Source organism: uncultured Leifsonia sp. (assembly GCF_945957465.1).
Lineage (GTDB): Bacteria > Actinomycetota > Actinomycetes > Actinomycetales > Microbacteriaceae > Leifsonia.
Genome location: NZ_CAMFLC010000001.1, coordinates 16,506 through 37,834, shown reverse-complemented (window position 1 = coordinate 37,834; position 21,329 = coordinate 16,506). Strand labels below are relative to the sequence as shown.

The 21,329-nt window shown below is 70.4% G+C and carries 19 protein-coding genes and 1 pseudogene; 15 read left to right on the top strand and 5 right to left on the bottom strand.

Going from position 1 to position 21,329, the window contains the following annotated elements:
* The first annotated feature begins 54 nt into the window (after positions 1 to 54).
* The 4 genes and pseudogenes from Q0Q23_RS00165 to Q0Q23_RS19960 all read left to right on the top strand — a co-directional run.
* Positions 55 to 1,479 (top strand): anthranilate synthase component I family protein, encoded by a 1,425-nt coding sequence (locus Q0Q23_RS00165; RefSeq protein ID WP_295117480.1) that lies wholly within the window; start codon positions 55 to 57, stop codon positions 1,477 to 1,479.
* An 83-nt stretch (positions 1,480 to 1,562) separates the two neighbouring features.
* A complete protein-coding gene (leuS, locus tag Q0Q23_RS00160; RefSeq protein ID WP_295117477.1) occupies positions 1,563 to 4,151 on the top strand; it encodes a leucine--tRNA ligase in 2,589 nt (862 codons plus the stop codon).
* Between the two features lie 113 nt (positions 4,152 to 4,264).
* Positions 4,265 to 4,948: a helix-hairpin-helix domain-containing protein gene (locus Q0Q23_RS00155; RefSeq protein ID WP_295117474.1), complete on the top strand. Its 684-nt coding sequence runs from the start codon at positions 4,265 to 4,267 to the stop codon at positions 4,946 to 4,948.
* Positions 4,948 to 6,966: pseudogene (locus Q0Q23_RS19960) on the top strand (ComEC/Rec2 family competence protein); the annotation flags it as partial. The gene Q0Q23_RS00155 and the pseudogene Q0Q23_RS19960, both read left to right, overlap by 1 nt.
* A 159-nt stretch (positions 6,967 to 7,125) precedes the next feature.
* On the opposite strand, the gene Q0Q23_RS00145 reads toward Q0Q23_RS19960, so the two are convergent.
* Positions 7,126 to 7,269 carry a hypothetical protein gene (locus tag Q0Q23_RS00145; RefSeq protein ID WP_295117472.1) on the bottom strand — a complete coding sequence of 48 codons (144 nt, stop codon included), beginning with the start codon at positions 7,267 to 7,269 and terminating at the stop codon, positions 7,126 to 7,128.
* Between the two features lie 209 nt (positions 7,270 to 7,478).
* On the opposite strand from Q0Q23_RS00145, the gene holA reads away from it, so the two are divergent.
* Complete coding sequence (holA, locus tag Q0Q23_RS00140) at positions 7,479 to 8,528, top strand: DNA polymerase III subunit delta (protein ID WP_295117468.1); 1,050 nt, start codon at positions 7,479 to 7,481, stop codon at positions 8,526 to 8,528.
* Positions 8,529 to 8,724: 196 nt separating this feature from the next.
* On the opposite strand, the gene rpsT is transcribed toward holA, so the two are convergent.
* Together rpsT and Q0Q23_RS00130 are read right to left on the bottom strand one after the other, a co-directional pair.
* Positions 8,725 to 8,985, bottom strand: coding sequence for a 30S ribosomal protein S20 (rpsT, locus tag Q0Q23_RS00135; protein ID WP_179605938.1), 261 nt, complete (start codon positions 8,983 to 8,985; stop codon positions 8,725 to 8,727).
* A 152-nt stretch (positions 8,986 to 9,137) separates the two neighbouring features.
* Positions 9,138 to 10,025 carry an NAD-dependent epimerase/dehydratase family protein gene (locus Q0Q23_RS00130; protein WP_295117463.1) on the bottom strand — a complete coding sequence of 296 codons (888 nt, stop codon included), beginning with the start codon at positions 10,023 to 10,025 and terminating at the stop codon, positions 9,138 to 9,140.
* A gap of 57 nt (positions 10,026 to 10,082) precedes the next feature.
* Here Q0Q23_RS00130 and Q0Q23_RS00125 point away from each other — a divergent pair, with 57 nt between their 5' ends.
* The 4 genes from Q0Q23_RS00125 (at position 10,083) to hemW (ending at position 15,234) form a co-directional block, all read left to right on the top strand.
* Positions 10,083 to 11,303, top strand: a complete 1,221-nt coding sequence (locus Q0Q23_RS00125; protein ID WP_295117460.1) for an amidohydrolase — start codon at positions 10,083 to 10,085, stop codon at positions 11,301 to 11,303.
* Positions 11,304 to 11,354: 51 nt separating this feature from the next.
* Positions 11,355 to 13,205 carry a translation elongation factor 4 gene (lepA, locus tag Q0Q23_RS00120; RefSeq protein ID WP_295117456.1) on the top strand — a complete coding sequence of 617 codons (1,851 nt, stop codon included), beginning with the start codon at positions 11,355 to 11,357 and terminating at the stop codon, positions 13,203 to 13,205.
* Between the two features lie 152 nt (positions 13,206 to 13,357).
* Entirely contained in the window at positions 13,358 to 14,005 is a 648-nt protein-coding gene (locus Q0Q23_RS00115; protein ID WP_295117453.1) for a DUF1990 family protein, read from the top strand.
* The gene (gene hemW / locus Q0Q23_RS00110; protein ID WP_295117451.1) at positions 14,005 to 15,234 is read left to right on the top strand and encodes a radical SAM family heme chaperone HemW; all 1,230 of its coding nucleotides are present in this window, start codon (positions 14,005 to 14,007) and stop codon (positions 15,232 to 15,234) included. The genes Q0Q23_RS00115 and hemW overlap by 1 nt, the downstream gene beginning before the upstream one ends.
* 10 nt (positions 15,235 to 15,244) lie before the next feature.
* Here the strand turns inward: hemW and Q0Q23_RS00105 are convergent, their stop codons facing one another.
* Entirely contained in the window at positions 15,245 to 15,628 is a 384-nt protein-coding gene (locus tag Q0Q23_RS00105; protein ID WP_241701756.1) for a DUF4870 domain-containing protein, read from the bottom strand.
* A 98-nt stretch (positions 15,629 to 15,726) separates the two neighbouring features.
* Positions 15,727 to 16,215, bottom strand: a complete 489-nt coding sequence (locus Q0Q23_RS00100) for a DUF4870 domain-containing protein (RefSeq protein ID WP_295117446.1) — start codon at positions 16,213 to 16,215, stop codon at positions 15,727 to 15,729.
* Between the two features lie 225 nt (positions 16,216 to 16,440).
* Here Q0Q23_RS00100 and hrcA point away from each other — a divergent pair, with 225 nt between their 5' ends.
* The 6 genes from hrcA to ybeY all read left to right on the top strand — a co-directional run bounded on the left by hrcA (position 16,441) and on the right by ybeY (position 21,326).
* The gene (gene hrcA / locus Q0Q23_RS00095) at positions 16,441 to 17,457 is read left to right on the top strand and encodes a heat-inducible transcriptional repressor HrcA (protein WP_295117443.1); all 1,017 of its coding nucleotides are present in this window, start codon (positions 16,441 to 16,443) and stop codon (positions 17,455 to 17,457) included.
* Positions 17,458 to 17,493: 36 nt separating this feature from the next.
* Positions 17,494 to 18,606 (top strand): molecular chaperone DnaJ, encoded by a 1,113-nt coding sequence (dnaJ, locus tag Q0Q23_RS00090; protein WP_295117440.1) that lies wholly within the window; start codon positions 17,494 to 17,496, stop codon positions 18,604 to 18,606.
* 16 nt (positions 18,607 to 18,622) lie between these two features.
* Positions 18,623 to 19,351: a 16S rRNA (uracil(1498)-N(3))-methyltransferase gene (locus Q0Q23_RS00085; protein WP_295117436.1), complete on the top strand. Its 729-nt coding sequence runs from the start codon at positions 18,623 to 18,625 to the stop codon at positions 19,349 to 19,351.
* Positions 19,352 to 19,391: 40 nt separating this feature from the next.
* Entirely contained in the window at positions 19,392 to 19,757 is a 366-nt protein-coding gene (locus tag Q0Q23_RS00080; protein WP_295117433.1) for a histidine triad nucleotide-binding protein, read from the top strand.
* A gap of 88 nt (positions 19,758 to 19,845) precedes the next feature.
* On the top strand, positions 19,846 to 20,868 hold the full coding sequence (locus Q0Q23_RS00075; RefSeq protein WP_295118057.1) for a PhoH family protein: 1,023 nt from the start codon (positions 19,846 to 19,848) through the stop codon (positions 20,866 to 20,868).
* Positions 20,865 to 21,326 (top strand): rRNA maturation RNase YbeY, encoded by a 462-nt coding sequence (ybeY, locus tag Q0Q23_RS00070; protein WP_295117431.1) that lies wholly within the window; start codon positions 20,865 to 20,867, stop codon positions 21,324 to 21,326. Before Q0Q23_RS00075 ends, ybeY begins: the two co-directional genes overlap by 4 nt.
* Positions 21,327 to 21,329 lie beyond the last annotated feature (3 nt).

Here is a 21,329-nt window from a genome sequence, read left to right as displayed (position 1 = left end):
ACTCGCCGCTGGCGACCGGCCGCTCGGGACCCCGCCCTGGTGCAGACTGGTGCGGTGCTCCTCCCACCGCGCACGCGCCGGCTCGACACCGTCGCGGACCCCGCCGACGCCTTCGTGGCGCTGTTCGCGGCGGGAGCGGACGGCGGGCGTGCCCACGGCCCGGCCGTCTGGCTCGACGCGGGACCGGGCGCCGAGTCCGGTCGCAGCTTCCTCGGAACGGGCAGCCGTCTGATCACCGCGTCCGTCTCCGCGGGCACCGTCACGGACGACGCCGACGCGCGCCCGGGCACGATCGTGGAGGCTCTGCGCGACGCGACCGCGATCCCGTCCGACACTGCGGGCTTCCCGCTCGGCTGGACGGGCTGGCTCGGTTACGAGGCCGGCGCCGCGGCGCTGGGGGTGCCGTTCCACGCGGGTGACGGTGCTGACGCGGCGTTCCTCCTCGTCGACCGGCTGATCGCGTTCGACCATTCCGACGGCTCGGTCACGGTCGTCGACGCGACGGACGACGGTGGCTGGCTCGCGCAGGCGGCGACCACGCTCGCCACCGCCGCGGGCGCGGCGGAGGCCTACGAGCAGGCGAATCCCGTCGCGGGTCCCGACGACGCCGTGGAGGTCTCGTGGCGACACAACGACGACGCCTACCTCGCCATGATCGCCGCCTGCCAGGAGGCCATCCGCGCCGGAGACGCCTACCAGCTGTGCCTGACCAACACCGCGACGGCCGCCGCCCGTGCCGACCCGCTGGCCGTCCATCTCCGACTGCGTCGCAGCAGCCCCGCGCATCACGCGGGCTTCCTCCGGATCGCAGGCGAGACCCTGGTGAGTTCGTCGCCCGAGCAGTTCCTCCTCGTGACGGCAGAAGGCGGCGTCCGCACCAAGCCGATCAAAGGCACGAGGCCGCGCGGCGCGACGCTCGCGGACGATCTGCGCCTCCGCGCCGAGCTGGAGGCCAGCGAGAAGGAGCGCGCCGAGAACGTCATGATCGTCGACCTCATGCGCAACGACCTCGGCCGGGTCAGCGTCACCGGCAGTGTCGGGGTCCGGCACCTGCTCGAGGTCGAGAGCTACGCACAGGTCCATCAGTTGGTGAGCACGGTCGAGGGCACGCTGCGACCCGGTCTCGGGGCGGTCGACGCGCTGACCGCGGCGTTTCCGGCCGGTTCGATGACGGGTGCCCCGAAGCTCTCCGCGATGGCCATCCTCGCCGCTCTCGAAGGAGGACCGCGGGGGGTCTATGCAGGCTGCTTCGGAGTGCTGGGCCTCGACGGCTCCGCAGACCTGGCCATGGTGATCCGCAGCCTGCGATTTCGCGGCGACACCGTCACGATCGGCGCAGGAGGCGGTATCACGGCGCTGTCGGTGCCCGAGGAGGAGCTGGACGAGGTGCGCGTGAAGGCCGACGCGCTCCTCCGAGCCGCCGGTCTGCGATCTCCCCGCCGGCTCCCAGGGAACGGATCGGAAGGCTCGAACGTTTAGTACTCTGGAAGCTCGGGCCGCGTGCCCGACGTCTTCTCGCCGCGAGGCCGGTCCGGCCGCGGCGACATCCGAGAGAGAGTCCAGTGGCACACGAGCACGATTCAGCGACAACACCGGTCCGCGAGGCCGGAGCGCACTACGACTTCGCCGAGATCCAGAACAAGTGGCTTCCGGTCTGGGACGAGCTGAAGCCGTTCTCCACAGCCGACCCCGACGACAAGCGGCCGCGCAAGTACGTGCTCGACATGTTCCCGTACCCCTCCGGCGACCTGCACATGGGTCATGCGGAGGCCTACGCGCTGGGCGACGTGGTCGCCCGCTACTGGCGGCACCAGGGCTTCAACGTGCTGCACCCCATCGGCTGGGACTCCTTCGGCCTGCCCGCCGAGAACGCGGCGATCAAGCGCGGGCTGGACCCCGCGGGCTGGACCAACGACAACATCGCCCAGCAGAAGGCCTCCATGCGCCGCTACGCGCCCAGCTTCGACTGGGACCGCGTGCTGCAGACGAGCGATCCCGGCTACTACCGCTGGAACCAGTGGCTGTTCCTGAAGCTCCACGAGAAGGGCCTGGCCTACCGCAAGGCCTCGCAGGTCAACTGGTGTCCCTTCGACCAGACCGTTCTGGCCAACGAGCAGGTCGTCAACGGCCGGTGCGAGCGCTGCGACAATCTGGTCACCAAGAAGAAGCTGACCCAGTGGTACTTCCGGATCACCGATTACGCCGATCGCCTGCTGGACGACCTGAACCAGCTGGAGGGCGCGTGGCCCGCGAAGGTGCTGTCGATGCAGCGCAACTGGATCGGCCGCTCCACCGGAGCCGACGTGCAGTTCACCATCGAGGGCCGCGACGAGCCGGTCACGGTCTACACGACGCGCCCCGACACGCTGTACGGCGTGACCTTCATGGTGGTCGCACCCGACTCCGACCTGGCCGCCGAGCTGGTGGCCGACGCCCGCCCGGCGGTCCGCGCGCGCTTCGACCAGTACCTGGAGACCGTGCGCGGCACCACCGAGATGGACCGCCTGAGCACCGACCGCGAGAAGACCGGCGTGTTCCTGGAACGTCACGCGGTCAACCCGCTGACGGGCGAGCGCATCCCGATCTGGGCGGCCGACTACGTGCTGAGCGACTACGGTCATGGCGCGATCATGGCCGTGCCCGCGCACGACCAGCGCGACCTGGACTTCGCCCGCGCCTTCGACCTGCCGGTGCGGATCGTCGTGGACACCACGCAGCCGGTCACCGGCGCCATCCCGGTCATCCACACCGATCCGGTCACCGGTGAGCCGATCCTGCCCGACGACGCTCCGCTGGAGAACCCGTCCGAGACCGGGGTCGCGCTGACCGGTGAGGGCCGGCTGATCAACTCGGGCCCGTTCGACGGTCTGAGCAAGTCGAACGCCATCCGGCGCGTCACGGAGGCCCTGCAGGCCTCTGGCCTGGGCGCACCGGCCAAGAACTTCCGGCTGCGCGACTGGCTGATCTCCCGTCAGCGCTATTGGGGCACGCCGATCCCGATCATCCACTGCGAGCAGTGCGGTGAGGTCCGGGTGCCCGATTCCGAGCTGCCCGTGCTGCTGCCCTCCGCCGAGGGTCTGGACCTGCAGCCGAAGGGCACCAGCCCGTTGGGCGGTGCGACCGACTGGGTCAACGTCTCCTGCCCCAGCTGCGGCGGCCCCGCCAAGCGGGACACCGACACGATGGACACTTTCGTCGACAGCTCCTGGTACTTCCTGCGCTTCCTGAACCCGAACGACTCCACCCAGGCGTTCGACCCCAAGGAGGCCGAGAAGTGGGCGCCCGTCGACCAGTACGTCGGCGGCGTGACCCACGCGATCCTGCACCTGCTGTACGCCCGGTTCATCACCAAGGTGCTGTTCGACATGGGCTCGATCAGCTTCACCGAGCCGTTCACGGCGCTGCTCAACCAAGGTCTGGTCCTCATGGACGGTTCCGCGATGAGCAAATCGCGCGGCAACCTGGTGAAGCTGTCCGAGCAGCTGGACGAGCACGGGGTCGATGCGGTGCGTCTGACCATGGCGTTCGCCGGCCCGCCGGAGGACGACATCGACTGGGCCGATGTGTCGCCGGCGGGGAGCGCGAAGTTCCTGGCGCGCGCCTGGCGCGTCGCGCACGACGTGACGAGTGCGCCTGACGTGGTCTGGAAGTCGGGGGATCCGGCTCTGCGGCGCGTCACGCACCGTTTCCTGGCCGACGCGCCGGGTCTGGTGGAGGCGTTCAAGTTCAACGTCGTCGTCGCGCGCCTGATGGAGCTGGTGAACGCCACCCGCAAGGCCATCGACGGCGTGCCGGGCCCGGGCGATGCGGCGGTGCGCGAGGCCGCCGAGGTGACCGCCATGGCCCTGAACCTGTTCGCGCCTTACACGGCGGAGGACATGTGGCAGAAGCTGGGCTACGAGCCATCCGTCGCGCTGGTGCCTTGGCGCAAGGCCGACCCGACGCTGCTGATCGAGGAGGCCGTGGTCGCGGTGTTCCAGGTCGACGGCAAGGTCCGCGACCGTGTGGAGGTCTCGCCGAAGATCTCCACGGACGAGTTGGAGGCGCTGGCGCGCGGTTCCGAGGCCGTCACCCGGTCGGTCGGTGACCGCGAGATCGTCAACGTGATCGTGCGCGCACCGCGCCTGGTCAACATCGCGACGCGCGGCTGAGCCGCGTCCTCACCTTCGAACGGCGGTCCTCCCCAGGAGGACCGCCGTTCGCGTTGTCCACCGGTTGCCGGCGCGCGGCGGAGCCGAGCACTCCGCGTCCCTAGCGTGGGGGAATGCGACATCGAGCGGAGGGTGCAGAGCGTGTGCTGTCACGCACCGTGCGAGTCGGCGTCGGGGCGGCGACCGTGTTGCTGATCGCGGCCTTCGTCGTCGCCGCAGTGGTGTCGGGGATGACGGGCGGTCGCACGATCGATCTGCCGTCGGCCGGCTCGTCGGGGTCGCCGGGCGCCTCAGCCTCTCCGGGTGCGTCGGGTTCTCCGGGTGCGTCGGGTTCTCCCGGTGGCTCCGGTCCGGCAGCGGACGAGCTCTATGTCCACGTCTCCGGAGCGGTCGCCCGGCCGGGGCTGATCCGCGTCCCGGCCGGTTCTCGCGTGGTCGACGCGGTGGAGGCGGCCGGAGGGTTCGCCGAATCGGCCGATCCCGGGGGAGTGAACCTCGCGCGACCGGTGCAGGACGGCGAGCAGCTTCGCGTTCCGGTCCTCGGTGAAGCAGCCCCGGCGAACGGTTCCGTGTCGGAGGCCGCACCGGGCAGCGCAGGCGCGGGTGGTCTCGTCGATCTGAACCGGGCGACCGCCGCGCAACTCGAGACCCTGCCGCGGATCGGTCCGGCGCTCGCGCAGCGCATCATCGAGTGGCGGGAGGCGAACGGGCGCTTCGCGGCCGTCACCGACCTTCGGAACGTGACGGGTGTCGGAGACAAGATCTTCGACGGGCTCAAGGACAGGGTGACTGTCTGATGCCCGATCTTCGCCTGGCCGGCCCAGCGGCGGCCCTGTGGCTGTGCTGCGGCATCGGGATCGGCGTGAGTGCCGCCATGCCGGCGGTCGCGCTCTGCGCGGCGGTACTCGCGATCGCCGCCCTGGCCTGCGCCTCCCGACGCGTCAGCCGCCGGAGCGGCGCGCCCGTTCGGCAGGGACGGCGCGGCGAGGCGCGGCGGGGTCGCCGCATCGGGGCCGGACCGCACCGTTTCCGGCGCGGCGGTGGGTATGCGACGGTCGCAGTGGCCCTCGCGGTGGCAGCGCTCGGGGCCACCGTGATCGCCGTGCAGGCGCCGCAGCGAACGGATGCACAACTAGAGGCCGCGGTGCGGGAGCATCGGAGCGTCGAGGTCGCCGTCCGGGTGGAGAGTTCGCCGCGGCGGTCCGGCGCCGGGTTCGACGGCGTCGAGCGCTGGCGGCTGCGGGGAACCACGGTCACGGCCGAGACCGGAGACGGCCCGGCCATGGCCGCACGGCGCCGGCCCGAGCAGGTCGGTGGCGGAGTGCCGGGATCGCTCGTCGTGCCGGGCGATGCGCGCGCGGTGCAGGCGTATCCGCTCGGCGCGGTCATCACGGCACTCGTGTCCGTCCGCTCGAACGACCCGGGCGAGGCGACTACGTTCACCCTTCTCGCCACGGCGACCCCGGAGGTCCGCGAACCGCCGCCGGTGTGGCTGGCCTGGGCGGTGCCGGTGCGGAGCGCGTTCGCGACGGCGGCAGCGGTGACGCCGGGCGACGGCGGCGACCTGCTTCCCGGGCTCGCGATCGGCGACGAGACCGCGGTCCAGGCCGACCTCGACGACGCCATGAAGGCATCCGCGCTCAGCCACCTGACCGCCGTATCCGGAGCGAACTGCGCGCTGGTCACGGGGCTGATGTTCCTGCTGGCGCGCGGCGTCGGCCTCGGGCGCCGGGCGCGCATCGCGACGGCCGCTGCCGCACTCGCCGCTTTCGTCGCCCTCGTCGGCCCAGGCGCCAGCGTCCTGCGCGCCGCGGCGATGGCGGCGGTCGTGCTCGTCGGGCTTGCGCGAGGCCGGGTCGCGGACGGGCTGCCTGCGCTGTTCCTGGCGGTGATCGTGCTGCTCGTCCATGACCCCTGGCTGTCACGTGACTACGGCTTCGCGCTCTCGGCTCTCGCGACCGCCGGTCTGCTGCTGCTCGCCCGGCCGCTGACGGCCGCTCTGTCGCGCTGGCTGCCCCCGGGCATCGCGCTGGCCCTCGCTGTGCCGACCGCAGCGCAGCTCGCCTGTCAGCCGGTGCTCATCCTGCTGACGCCCACGCTGCCGTTGTTCGGCGTCCCGGCGAACCTCGTCGCTGAGCCGGCCGCACCCGTCGCCACGGTGCTCGGCTGCGTGGCGTGCCTCCTGCTTCCCTGGGCTCCTGCCGTGGGTCAGCTGGTGGTCTGGGTCGCCTGGGTCCCGTCGGCATGGATCGCCCTGGTCGCGCGGTTCGCGGCCGGCCTGCCCGGGGCCGCGTTGCCGTGGCCGGAGGGGATGCCCGGCGTCGTGCTCTGCGTGCTGGTGCTGGTCGCCGTCGCGCTCGTGGCATCGCGCCGCAGAGTGCCGCGCGTGTTCGCTTCGTCGGCGGCGATCGCGCTCGTCGGGGGCGGCGTGGTCTACGTGGGCTCCCTCGGCGGCGCAGAACTCGGGCGAGCGCTCAGCAGACCCGATGCCTGGCTGATCGCAGCGTGCGACGTCGGTCAGGGCGACGCGCTCGTGCTGCGCGACGGCGACCGAGCGGCCCTCATCGACGTGGGGCGGCGCCCCGAAGCGGTGACCGCCTGCTTGGACGCCCTCGGCCTCAGGCGTCTCGAGTGGGTGCTCTTGACCCATTACGACGCCGATCACGCCGGCGGGGTGGATGCCGTGATCCAACGGACCGACCGGGTCATCGTCGGCGAACCCGACCGCGCCGCCGACCGGGCGCTCCTGCAACGCCTGGCAGCGGCGGGCCTCCGTGTCGAGCACGGGCACGAGGGGATGTCGGGCGAACTCGGCGGTATCGGATGGCGGATCGTCTGGCCTCCCGCCGCCGCGCCCGGCGCCTCTCAGCTCAGCGGGAATGCAGGCAGCCTGGTCGTGCGCGCCCAGAGCAGAACACTCAGCGCGCTGTTCCTCGGCGATCTCGGGGAGCGCGAGCAGGAAGCCCTCGTCGCCTCAGCGCCGGCCGGGGCCGCGGCCCGCGTCGATGTCGTCAAGGTCGCCCATCACGGGTCGGCCGATCAGAGCGCCACGCTCTACGACAGCCTGCACGCCCGGCTCGCGCTCCTCTCCGTCGGCGCCGAGAACGGGTACGGTCACCCGACACGCAAGGCGCTCACGATGCTGCAGGAAAGCGGAGCAGCGGTGGCGCGCACCGACCGGTCGGGCATGCTGCTGGTGTCGCCGTCCGAAGCCGGTCCGGTCGTGTGGGTCGAGCACCCCGTGACTCAGACCGAGCCCGCGGCCCGGACCGCGCCTGCGGAGAGTGCCGGTGGTCGCCCGTATCCTGGTTACGGACGAGGAGGAACGTGGCGACACGAAGCAACAGCAGGGGCGGCTCGCGCGGGCGCACAGGCACGGCAGCGGCGAAGAGCGCGATTCCTCAGCTCGCCTGGAACCAGATCCGTCCGGCCCCCGTGGTGCTGGTATCGGGAACGGAAGGCTTCCTCGCCGAGCGCGCCACGCGGATGCTGCGCGACGCTCTCAAGCAGGAGGATCCCAGCCTGGAGGTCAGCGACATCTCGGCGGCCGACTACGCGCCGGGGGAGCTGCTCACCCTCGCGAGCCCCTCCCTGTTCGGCGAGCCGCGACTCATCCGAGTCGATGGGGTCGAGAAGACCGGGGACGGCTTCCTCTCCGACATGCTCGATTACCTCACCGCTCCGGCCGACGGAACCGTGGTCGTACTCCGGCATGCCGGCGGGGTGCGCGGCAAGAAGCTGCTCGACGCGATCCGGGCGGGCACCGGTGGTGGCGTCGAGGTGGTCTGCGCCGAGCTCAAGAAGGATGCCGAGAAGTACGAGTTCGCGCAGTCGGAGTTCGCGGCGGCAGGCCGTCGCATCACACCGGGCGCCCTGCGGTCGCTCACCTCCGCGTTCACCGACGACCTCGCCGAGCTCGCCGCAGCCTGTCAGCAGCTGCTCTCCGACTCGGCGGAACAGATCACCGAAGCCACTGTCGACAAGTACTACGGAGGCCGGGTCGAGACCAACGCGTTCCAGGTCGCCGACGCGGCCATCGCCGGACGTCACGGCGAGGCGTTGGTCACGATGCGCCATGCGCTCGCGTCCGGCGCCGATCCGGTGCCGATGGTGGCGGCGTTCGCCAGCAAGCTCCGCACGATGGCCAAGCTGTCGGGCGCACGGGGCGGCTCAGGCCAGCTGGCGCAGCAGTTCGGGCTTGCGCCGTGGCAGGTCGACCGCGCGCGCCGCGACTTGACCGGCTGGACAGAGGACGGCCTCGGCCGCTGCATCGAGGTGCTCGCCGAAACCGACGCCAACGTGAAAGGCGGCGGCCGTGACCCCGTGTTCGCGCTCGAGCGCATGATCCGCATCGTCAGCGCGCGCGGCCGCGCGTAGCCGCGCGCCCCTCTCCCTCCGCACAGACACACTTCCGCTCCGACTTTCCGCCCCTCCAGAGTCGGTCGTGCCCCTCGGCGCCGATGTCAGCGGCTGAGCGCGGGCACTCCCGCACCATGCAGCGAGCCCCCGCTCCCGTGAGTCACGGTGCGGGGGCTCGTCGCGGCGCGGGACAGGTCCCGCGAGTGGTCGCTGCTCAGAGCGCGGCGACCTGCTTGGCGATGGCCGACTTGCGGTTCGCCGCCTGGTTCTTGTGGATGACGCCCTTGCTGGCGGCCTTGTCGATCTTCTTGGCGGCGAGACGCAGCGCCGCGGTCGCCTTCTCCTTGTCGCCGGCGACGACGGCCTCGCGCGTGGCGCGGATGGCCGTCTTCAGCTCGCTCTTGACCGCCTTGTTGCGCTCCTGCGCTTTCTTGTTGGTCTTGTTGCGCTTGATCTGCGACTTGATGTTTGCCACGGATGGTTACTTTCGTTCGAAGTGAGTATCGGATGTGCCGCTCAGCGAGAGAGGGCGCCTCGCGGCGTTCGTGCGGAAGAACCCACACGCAAGCCAACAAACAACTTTAGCAGCGGGCGGCGTCCTGACCAAAACGTGGCTGCGCAGCCGGATCAGCCGCGCGCGAGTTCCGGCGCGTAGCTGCCGGTCGCGATCTCGTCCGCGAGGGTCGGCCCGTTCGGCTCCCAGCCCAGGTCGATGCGCGCCTTCGTCCCGCGCGCCTGCTGGTCGAGCAGCAGCGCCTCCGCGAGCCCGGCGCCGAGCCGCTCCGATGTCTCCTCGACGGTCTCCGCCGCCACGTCGCCCGCGACATCAGCGGCCCGTGCCGCGAGCTCGCCGAGCTCGCGAACGGTGGGATTCGCGCCGGCCGCCCCGATGTACACCTCGCCGGCCGCGCCGTTCTCCAGCGCGAGGACGTACAGGGCCGCCAGGTCGTCGACGTGGACGGTGGCCCAGTGCTGCGAGCCGTCGCCGACGAGCCGGAGCGCCGGGGCGACCCCCGACCCGAGCGGTGCGTCCACGATCACGCGCGCCAGACCCCGACCGTGTCCGTAGACGATCGACGGCACGACGACCGCGCCGCGCACGCCCTCCGCGCCCAGCACGACCGCTTCGTTCGCTCCGCGCCATGCCGTGATCGCCGGCGGAGCAGCGGGGGAGTCCTCCGTGATGTCCTGGTTCGAGCCGTACGTCCAGATCCCGCCGGTGTGCACGAACGGCTTGCCGGTGCCGGCGAGGCCCTCGAGCGCGGCCGCGATGAACACCGGGTCGACGTCGCGGCCCGATGCGAGGTGCACGACACCGTCGCTCTCCCGGGCGAGCCGCGTCACGAGCGCGCTGTCGGTGGCGTCGCCGACGACGGCCGTCGCGCCGGCGTCGCGTACGAGCTGCGCCTTCGACTCGTCGCGCACCAGCGCGGTCACAGCGTGCCCCTCGTCGAGGAGGCGGGGGAGGACGGAGGATCCGATGTAGCCGGTCGCGCCGGTCAGGAGAATGCTCATACCAGTGGACAACGCGCGATCCCCGCCCGCATTCCCGGCGAGCGTAGGCTCGGAGCCATGACCGCATCGAGCATCGCCATCGTCAACGCGTACGTCGTCCCCGTTCTGGGCGACCCGATCGAGAACGGCACGGTTCTCGTCGAATCCGGTCGGATCACGGCGGTGGGTCGGTCCTCGGAGCTGACGGTGCCGTCCGGGGTCCGCGTCGTCGACGCTGGCGGCAAGTGGGTGCTCCCGGGGTTCGTGGAGGCGCACGGCCACGTCGGCATCCACGAGGAGGCGAACGGTCCCGCCGGCGACGACACCAACGAGATGACCGCCCCGAACACGGCGGCCGTGCGGGCCATCGACGCCGTCAACATCGACGACGAGGGCTTCCGCGACGCGCTCGCCGGCGGTGTCACGTCCATCGTGGTCAAGCCGGGTTCCGGCAATCCGATCGGCGGCCAGACGGTTGCGATCAAGAGCTGGGGCGGGCGCACGATCGACGAGCAGGTGATCAAGGAGGCCGTCAGTGTGAAGTCGGCGCTCGGCGAGAACCCGAAGCGCGTCTACGGCGGCAAGAACCAGACCCCGAGCACGCGCCTGGGCGTCGCGATGATCATCCGCCAGGCGTTCGTGGACGCCCAGAACTACGCCGCCGCACGCGCCGAGGCGGAGCGCGACGGCAAGAGCTTCGCGCGCGACCTCACCAAGGAGACGCTGGCGAGGGTGCTCGACCGAGAGCTGGTCTGGGACCAGCACACGCACCGTCACGACGACATCGCGACGGCGATCCGGCTGGCCGACGAGTTCGGTTACCGCCTGGTCGTCAATCACGGCACGGAGGCGCACAAGATCGCCGATGTGCTCGCCGAGCGCGACATCCCGGTCATCTTCGGTCCGATGTTCACGTCGCGCTCGAAGGTGGAGCTGCGCGACCGCGCCATCGGCAACCTGGCTCTGATCGCGGCCGCCGGTGTGCGCGTGGCGATCACGACCGACCATCCCGTCGTGCCGATCAACTTCCTCGTGCACCAGGCGTCGCTCGCGGTGAAGGAAGGCCTGCCGCGCGAGACGGCGCTGGAGGCGCTCACGGTGAACCCGGCTTCGTTCCTCGGGCTCGACGACCGCGTAGGAGCTCTCGTGCCGGGCCGCGACGGCGACGTCGTCGTCTGGTCGGGCGATCCGCTCGACGTCAACTCCCGCGCCGAGCACGTCTTCATCGAGGGTGCCGAGGTCTACCGGTGGGAGGACGGCGCCGGCCACGTGGTCGAGCGCGGCGAGCGCTTCGAATAGCCGCCCGCTCGTTCGAGCCGGGCAGGGGGTTCATGGGAGAATGAGCCCACAATGTCACCACGAGCCCTGAAGCCCCTCGAGCCCGCCGCGACCGACCCGGCCTCCATCCGCAACTTCTGCATCATCGCGCACATCGACCACGGCAAGTCGACGCTGGCCGACCGCATGCTGCAGATCACCGGGGTGGTCTCGGACCGCGACATGCGGGCCCAGTACCTCGACCGCATGGACATCGAGCGCGAGCGCGGCATCACGATCAAGAGCCAGGCGGTCCGCATGCCCTGGCAACTCGACGGCGAGACCTTCGCGCTCAACATGATCGACACTCCGGGCCACGTGGACTTCACGTACGAGGTGTCCCGCTCGCTCGCCGCGTGCGAGGGGGCGATCCTGCTCGTGGACGCCGCCCAGGGAATCGAGGCGCAGACCCTCGCGAACCTCTACCTCGCACTCGAGAACGACCTCACGATCGTCCCGGTCCTCAACAAGATCGACCTTCCCGCTGCCGACCCGGACAAGTACGCGCAGGAGCTCGCGAGCCTGATCGGCGGTCGGCCGGAGGATGTGCTGCGCGTGTCGGGCAAGACCGGCCTCGGCGTGGAGGCCCTCCTCGACCGGGTCGTGCAGGAGATCCCGGCGCCCGTGGGCGCGGCCGACGCCCCGGCGCGCGCGATGATCTTCGACTCGGTGTACGACAGCTACCGCGGGGTGGTGACGTATGTGCGCATGGTGGACGGCAAGCTGAGTCCGCGCGAGCGCATCCAGATGATGTCGACCAAGGCCACGCACGAGATCCTCGAGATCGGCGTCTCGGCGCCGGAGCCCACGCCCTCGAAGGGCCTCGGTGTCGGCGAGGTCGGCTACCTCATCACCGGTGTGAAGGACGTCCGGCAGTCGAAGGTGGGTGACACCGTGACGTCGGCGGCCAAGCCCGCGACCGACGCCCTCCCCGGCTACACCGAGCCCAAGCCGATGGTGTTCTCGGGTCTGTACCCGATCGACGGCAGTGACTACCCGGAACTGCGCGAAGCGCTCGACAAGCTCAAGCTCTCCGACGCCGCGCTCGTGTACGAGCCGGAGACGTCGGTGGCCCTCGGCTTCGGCTTCCGCTGCGGCTTCCTCGGCCTCCTGCACCTGGAGATCATCACCGAGCGGCTCTCGCGTGAGTTCGGCCTCGACCTGATCACCACGGCCCCCAGCGTGGTCTACGAGGTCACGACCGAGGACAAGAAGGTCGTCACGGTCACCAACCCGAGCGAGTTCCCGGGCGGCAAGATCGACAAGGTGGAGGAGCCGATCGTCAAAGCGGCGATCCTCGCCCCGAAGGACTACGTCGGCGTGATCATGGAGCTCTGCCAGGGCCGCCGTGGAACGCTGCTCGGCATGGAGTACCTCGGTGAGGACCGCGTGGAGATCCGGTACACGATGCCGCTCGGCGAGATCGTCTTCGACTTCTTCGACCAGCTGAAGAGCCGCACCGCCGGTTACGCGTCGCTCGACTACGAGCCTTTCGGCGAGCAGGAGGCCGACCTGGTGAAGGTCGACATCCTGCTGCAGGGCGAGACGGTCGACGCCTTCAGCGCGATCGTGCACCGCGACAAGGCGTACGCCTACGGCACGATGATGGCCGGCCGCCTGCGCGAGCTGATCCCGCGTCAGCAGTTCGAGGTGCCCATCCAGGCGGCCATCGGCGCCCGCATCATCGCCCGCGAGAACATCCGCGCCATGCGCAAGGACGTCCTGGCGAAGTGCTACGGCGGCGACATCACCCGCAAGCGCAAGCTGCTCGAGAAGCAGAAGGAGGGCAAGAAGCGCATGAAGATGGTGGGACGTGTGGAGGTCCCCCAGGAGGCCTTCATCGCCGCGCTCTCCGGTGACACCGAGAAGAAGGACAAGAAGTAGCCTCGCCGCACCTAACGCCGCCCGAGAGGTGAGTCGTTGCGGGAATCCACCTCGCGATTTCCGCAACGACTCACGTCTCGGCGCCCGGCGGCGAGTGACGGAGCAGGTGCTCGGGTTCGCACTCGGCTCCGGATTGACGCAGGATAGTTCCCATGCGCCGCACCAGCTTCACCGACCAGCCCGTCACGTACGGGTCCGTCGGCGGTACGCAGGCCGCCGATCTGCTCTATTACCCGCCGAAGGGTTACCGGCCGATCGAGCGGAAGGTGCGGTTGGGCAGCGGGGAGGAGCGATTCGAGACCGCGACGGCCGCGTTGATGGCGTGGGGTGTGCAGCGGGGCAGCGGCATCCACGTCACCCAGGTCGAGGAGGGCACGGGCGTCCAGTACGAGGGCATCGAGTTCGACGACGACGGTACGCCGCGCGGGATGCGGGAGCACCGGGTCGAGGAGGACGTGTTCTCCGACGACGGCACCCCGCACATCCGCAACGGGATGACGGCGGTGTTGAAGATCCCGTTCGGGCCGTTCAAGGTGTCGGCGCCGTGCCGCGTCGTCTACGTGGTCGATGAGCCGCACCGCCGCGGCTTCGCCTACGGCACGCTCAAGGGTCACCCGGAGAGCGGCGAAGAGGCCTTCCTCGTCGAATTGCGCGACGACGGGACGGTCTGGTTCATCGTGCGTGCGTTCTCCCGGCCCGCCAACGGGTTCTACCGCCTGGGCTACCCGGTGCTGCGCGCCGCACAGAACGCGTACACGAAGCGGTACCTGCGCTCGCTGCTGCCCGCGCGGTCGGCCTGATGCCGGGGGCGCTCCCGCTCGGTGACCCGGCGCCGGCCGACGGCGTGCTGCCCGCAACGGCGGCCGTCGGCGCCGAGACGCGTGACTTCGGCGTCTACCTGCATGTGCCGTTCTGCCGCGTGCGGTGCGGCTACTGCGACTTCAACACCTACACCGCGACCGAACTGCGCGGCGTCTCGCAGTCGGAGTACGCCGGCCACGCCGTCCGCGAGGTCGCCTTCGCCGCCGGGGCCCTCCAGCGCAGCGGTGTGCCGGCCAGGGAGGTGTCGACGGTGTTCTTCGGCGGGGGCACGCCGACGCTGCTTCCCCCGGACGACCTGGGCGCGATGCTCGGCGCCGTCCGCGACGCATGGGGGATCGCCTCCGGCGCCGAGGTGACGACGGAGGCGAACCCGGACTCGGTCGATGCCGACGACCTGCGCCGCCTCGCCGCCGCCGGCTTCACGCGGGTCTCGTTCGGGATGCAGTCGGCCGTGCCCGGCGTGCTCGCGACCTTGGAGCGCACCCACGATCCCGAGCGGATCCCGCTCGTCGTCGGGTGGGCACGTGAGGCCGGCCTCCAGGTCAGCCTGGATCTCATCTACGGCACTCCGGGCGAGAGCCTGGACGACTGGTCGCGCTCCCTCGACGCCGCGCTGGCGTGCGAGCCCGACCACGTCTCGGCCTACGCACTCATCGTCGAGCCTGGCACGAAGCTGGCGCGGCAGATCCGCTCCGGCGCGGTCGGGGAGCCCGACGACGACCTCGAGGCCGACATGTACGAGCTCGCGGATGCGCGGCTGAGCGCCGCCGGATACGCCTGGTACGAGGTGAGCAACTGGGCGACGGACGACGCTCACCGGTCGCGCCACAACCTCGCCTACTGGCTCGGGCACGACTGGTGGGGCATCGGACCCGGCGCGCACAGCCACGTCGGCGGTGTGCGCTGGTGGAACGTGAAGCATCCGGCCGCCTACGCCCAGCGCGTGTCGGCGGGGGAGTCGCCGGCCGTGGGCCGCGAGACGCTCGATCCCGAGACCCGTCGCGTCGAGCGCGTGCTGCTGCTGTCGCGTATCCGGGAAGGCGTGAGCACCGACGAGCTGGAGGCGCCCGGCCGTCGCGCCGTGGCCGGTCTGATCGCCGACGGGCTGGTGAATGCGAAAGCCGCCCTCGCCGGGTCGGTCGTGCTGACCCTGCGAGGGCGGCTGCTGGCGGACGCCGTCGTGCGACGGCTGCTCGCCGAGGAGTGAAGCGGGAGCCTCAGCTCACGAACTTGATGGCGATCGGGTACGTGTAGAACTGTCCCTGGTTCGCCTTGATGGCCGCGATGATGCTGAACACGATGTTCAGCACCCACACGGCGAGCAGGATGATCAGCCCGATGCCGACGATGCTGAGGATCCAGCCCACGACGTAGCCGATGAACAGCGTGATCTGGAAGTTCAGCGCCGTCGCGGTGTGCGACCGGATGAACGGACCGCGGTCTTTGAGCACCAGGTACCCGACCAGCGCGGGGATCCAGTTGAACAGGATGCCGCCGATGTGGATCAGGGTCGCCCAGAGCTTCTCGTCGGCCGGGCTCAGCGACTGCGCCTGACCTCCGTACGGCTGCTGAGGCGGCGGGGGTGGGGGCGTTGCGGACATGGTCTTGTCTCCTCCAATGGGTGAATGACGCGTCTCAGCCTAGGGGTCGGAGGCCGATCCTGAGAAGCAGCCGAGAGCCTTTGCCCGATTTCTGTCGACTATTTGATGAAGCGGAAGTTCACCGGGTAGCGGTAGCTGCCGCCGCTGTTCACCTTGACGAAGCCCAGGATCGAGAACACCAGGTTGACGATGTAGAGGGCCCACGGGATGAGCAGGCTGAACAGCAGGTAGCCGATGCCGAACGTGAACGTGCCGATGATGACACCGAGGATCTGCGAGACGGCCCACGCGATGATCCACGTGATCTGCCAGTTGAGCGCCTCCTTGGCCTCCGTGTCGGTGAGGGTTCCTCTGTCTTTGAACACCAGCCAGATGACGAGCGAGGGGAGGAACCAGAGGATCCCGCCGAGGTGGGCGAACGAAGCCCACTGCTTGTCCTGGGCGGGGTCGAGGGGCGCAGCCGGTGCGGAGGCGTAGGCCTGCTGGGGAGGCACTGCGCCCGCCGGTCGACCTGTGGGTGCGGCATACGGCTGCTGCGGCGGGACGCTGTCGTCGCCGCCTGTGGGAGGCTGGGTCGGGTCGGTCATGAGGAACCCTTTCGTGGTCGGCTGCGGCTCTACCGAGCCGGTGGGCATACCGTACTGCGGCGCGCGCGCGGCGTAAATCATCGCCTGCCGTGCCGTGGCCGTTGTCGGCCGGGGACGCGTTATGATTAGCACTCAGGATCTCCGAGTGCCAGCGCACCCGGGGTTCTTCCGTGCTCGACCCGTACGCTCGATCCCGAGCCCCAGCGACGACAGGAGGCGGTTGGCGTGGTCTCGGAACGCAGTCTCGAAGTGCTCCGTGTCATCGTGCAGGACTATGTCGCCTCGCGCGAGCCGGTCGGCTCCAAGAGCATCGTGGAGCGGCACTCCTTCGGCGTGTCCGCGGCGACGATCCGCAACGACATGGCGCTCCTGGAAGAGGAGCAGCTGATCGCGGCTCCGCACACATCCTCCGGGCGCGTCCCCACGGACAAGGGCTACCGGCTCTTCGTCGACCACCTCGCGGAGGCGCGGCCGCTGTCTCCGGCCCAGCGCACGGCCATCGAGACCTTCCTCGGCCAGTCGGTCGACGTCGATGACGTGCTCTCGCGCACCGTGCGGCTGCTCTCACAGCTCACCAACCAGGTCGCCCTCGTGCAGTATCCGTCGGTCGCCCGGTCGAAGATCCGGCACATCGAACTGGTGTCGCTTGCGCCCCGGCGCCTCCTGAGCGTCCTGATCACCGACTCGGGAGCGGTCGAGCAGCGCATGATCGAACTGCAGGAGGAGCTCGATGAGACCGAGATCGCCGAGATCCGCGGCGCGATCAACGGTGCGGCCGCCGGGCTGTCCCTCATCGACGCCGCCGCGCGTCTGCGCGAACTCCCCGACCACCTGAGCGAGCGGACCCGCGCTCTGGTCGCTCCGGTCGCGGGGGCGCTCCTCGACCAGATCGCCGCCAACCGGCAGGACAAGCTGGTGATGGCGGGCGCCGCGAACCTCGCGCGGACCGAGACCGACTTCCCCGGCTCCATCACCCCGGTGCTGGAGGCCATCGAGGAGCAGGTGGTGCTGCTGCGGCTCTTCGACGAGATGGCGCTCGACCAGCACGGCGTCGCGGTGAGCATCGGCCGTGAGAACCCGGTCGTCGGCCTGACGGAGACCTCGGTCATGTCGAGCACCTACAGCTCGGGCTCCGATCTCGCACGGGTGGGCCTGCTCGGCCCGCTCCGCATGGACTATTCGGGCAACATGGCCGCCGTGCGTGCCGTGGCCCGTTACCTCTCCCGCCTCCTCGGCGACTGACGACAGCAACACAACCGACAGAAGGAACAGCCTTACGTGGCCGACCACTACGAAGTACTCGGCGTTGACCGCAACGCCACCCCCGACGAGATCAAGAAGGCGTACCGCCGGCTCGCGCGCGAGCTGCACCCGGACGTCAATCCCAGCAACGAGGCGCAAGAGCGCTTCAAGCTGGTCACGCACGCCTATGACGTCCTCAGCGACCCGCAGCAGCGGCAGCAGTACGACCTGGGCGGCTCCGGCGGCTTCGGGGGAGGAGCGCAGGGCGACTTCGCCGGCTTCGGCGACATCTTCGAGACGTTCTTCGGCGGGGGCGGAGGCGCGACGCGCGGTCCGCGGTCGCGGCGCGAGCGCGGGCAGGACGCGCTGCTGCGTGTGGAGGTCGATCTCGACGAGGTCGTCTTCGGCACGCACCGCGACCTGGAGGTCGACACGGCTGTGGTCTGCGAGACCTGCAACGGCTCGTGCTGCCAGCCCGGCACGGCTCCCGTGACCTGCGACATCTGCCACGGCACCGGCAGCATCCAGAGGTCGGTGCGGTCCCTGCTCGGAAACGTGATGACGTCCAGCCCGTGCGGCAGCTGCCGCGGCTACGGCACGGTCATCGCCACGCCGTGCGTGACCTGCCAGGGGCAGGGCCGCGTGCGCGCTCGCCGCACGGTCCCGGTCGACATCCCGGCCGGCGTCGAAACCGGCCTGCGCCTGCAGATGCCGGGCTCCGGCGAGGCCGGCCCCGCCGGCGGCCCGAACGGCGATCTCTACCTCGAGATCAAGGTCAAGCACCACGACGTGTTCAGCCGCGACGGCGACGACCTGCTCTGCACGCTCGAGGTGTCCATGGCCGACGCCATCCTGGGCACCACGGCGACCGTTAAGGCGCTCGACGGCGACATCCGCCTCGAGCTGAAGCCGGGTACGCAGAGCGCCGACATCGTGTCGGTCAAGGACCGTGGGATCACCCATCTGCGCGGCAGCGGCCGTGGCGACCTGCGGGTCGGCATCCAGGTGGTCACGCCCACCAAGCTCGACCACAAAGAGAAGGAGCTGATCAAGAAGTTCGCGGCGAGCCACCACAGCGCGGAGCCGTCGCTCGCACGGTTCCAGCAGGGTCTGTTCGCGAAGCTCCGCGACCGGTTCCTGAACCTCTGATCGCGCGGCGCCATCGATGAGCTCCCTGTACCTGCGCGAAGACCTCGCCGACGTCGAGGTGGGAGCGCGGCTCACCCTGACCGGCGCGGAGGCCAGGCATGCGGCGACGGTGAACCGCACGCGCCCGGGCGAGAGCGTCCTGATCGGAAACGGTCGAGGACTGGTCGCGTCGGGCGAGGTGCTGGTGGCCACCAACAGCGAACTGACCATCGACGTGGAGGCCGTGGAGCGGGTTCCGCGGCCCGAGCCGGCGATCACACTGGTGCAGGCGCTCGCCAGGGGCGACCGCGATGAGCTGGCGGTGCAGGCCGCCACCGAGCTCGGCGTGGACGCCGTCGTGCCGTGGTCGGCGTCGCGATCGGTCTCGCGCTGGGAGGGCCCCAAGGTGGCCAAGGGGCGGGATCGCTGGGCGGCGATCGTGCGCGAGGCGAGCAAGCAGTCGATCCGCGCCTGGACTCCGGAGGTCGGCGAGCTGTCGTCGACGAAACAGGTCGCGGCCCTGGCGGCCACGCACCGGCTCCTGGTGCTGGAGCCCGGTGCCGCGGACCCACTGACATCGGTGCACGAGGACGGCCGTCCGCTCGCGCTGGTCGTGGGCCCGGAGGGCGGGATCGCCCCGCAGGAGCTCGAGATGTTCCGGGCGGCGGGCGGCGAGGTCGTGCGGCTGGGCGGCACGGTGCTGCGCACGTCCACGGCGGGGCCGGCCGCCCTCGCGGTGCTGAACGCCGCGCTCGGTCGCTGGTAGCCCCGCGACGGCCGACCACCGGGCGAATAGGATGGATGACATGGAGACAGTGGAGCGCTCGATCTTCTCGCGCATCATCGCGGGCGAGATCCCGGCCGACGTGGTGTTCGACAGCGAGCGGATCATCGCGTTCCGCGACATCGCGCCGAAGGCACCGGTGCACCTGCTGGTGGTCCCCAAGACGGAGCAGTACCGCGACGTCGTGGAGCTCGCCGCGGGCGACCCCGGCCTGCTGGCCGAGCTGGTGGCGACCGCCAAGCAGCTCGCCGACGAGCACGCGGACGGCGACTTCCGACTGATCTTCAACACCGGCGCGGGCGCGGGACAGACCGTGTTCCACGTCCACGCCCACGTTCTGGGCTCGCCCTCCGGCGGGCTCGAGGAAGGAAGCCTTGGCGACGAGTGAACCGACGCCGACCCCGCCCGCGGACCCGTCGGGCGCGGTGGCCCGAGAGGGCTCGGCCGACGCGCGATTGAGCGTCGACGGAATCCAGATGGTCCGGCTGCTCGGCCCGCAGGACCGCCTGCTGACCACGCTCGAGCGCCAGTACCCGTTGGTCGACGTGCACGTGCGCGGCAACGAGATCAGCCTCACCGGCGACGCGGCACAGGTCGCCGCGGCCCGTGCGCTGCTCGAGGAGCTTCTGCAGATGGTGCGCAACGGCCAGGACATCGGGCCGGCCGAGGTCGCGAGCTCGGCTCGGATGATGCGCAGCGACCTGAACCTGAGCCCCTCCGATGTGCTGAGCCAGGCCATCCTGACCGCGCGCGGCAAGAGCATCCGCCCGAAGACGCTCGGCCAGAGCCAGTACGTCGATGCGATCGACCACAACACGATCGTGTTCGGCATCGGCCCGGCGGGAACGGGCAAGACCTATCTGGCGATGGCCAAGGCGGTGCAGGCGCTCCAGCGCAAAGAGGTGAGCAGGATCATCCTGACCCGCCCGGCGGTGGAGGCCGGCGAGCGGCTGGGCTACTTGCCGGGCACCCTCACCGACAAGATCGACCCGTACCTCCGGCCGCTCTACGATGCGCTGAACGAGATGCTCGACCCCGACCTCGTGCCGAAGCTGCTGGCGGCCGGCACGATCGAGGTCGCACCGCTGGCATACATGCGCGGCCGGACGCTCAACGACTCGTTCATCATCCTCGACGAGGCGCAGAACACGACGCCCGAGCAGATGAAGATGTTCCTCACGCGGCTCGGCTTCAACTCGAAGATGGTGGTGACCGGTGACATCACCCAGATCGACCTTCCCAACGCAGCAAGCGGCCTGCGCCTCGTCACGCGCGTGCTGAAAGACATCGACGACATCCACTTCGCCCGGCTGACCAGCGAGGACGTCGTGCGCCACAGTCTCGTCGGCCGCATCGTCGACGCCTACACCGAGTACGACGCGCGGCAGCAGGCCAGGCAGTACGAGCGCGAGGAGGCGCGGGAGTTCGCCAACCGCGCCGAGCGCCGTGCCGCGGCTCCGCGCGACCACCTCCCGAAACGACAGGGCCCCGCACGATGAGCATCGAGATCAACAACGAGTCCTCCATCGACGTGGACGAGTCGGCCCTGCAGCGCCTCGCCGGCTATGCCCTCGACATCATGCACGTGCACCCGGACGCCGAGCTCGCGATCGTGCTGGTGGACGAGGCTGCGATGGAGCAGCTCCACGTGCAGTGGATGGACGAGCCGGGTCCGACCGACGTCCTGAGCTTCCCGATGGACGAGCTGCGTCCCGGCACCGAGGAGGAGCCCGCGCCGGCCGGCCTGCTGGGCGACGTGGTGCTGTGCCCGCAGGTGGCCCAGGTGCAGGCGGAGACGGCCGGGCACTCCCTGATCGACGAGTTGCTGCTGCTGACGACGCACGGCATCCTCCACCTGCTCGGATTCGACCACGCCGAGCCGGCCGAGGAGCGTGAGATGTTCGGGATCCAGCGCGACATCCTCGTCGGGTTCTCGCGCTACGACCGACAGCGCTAGGGC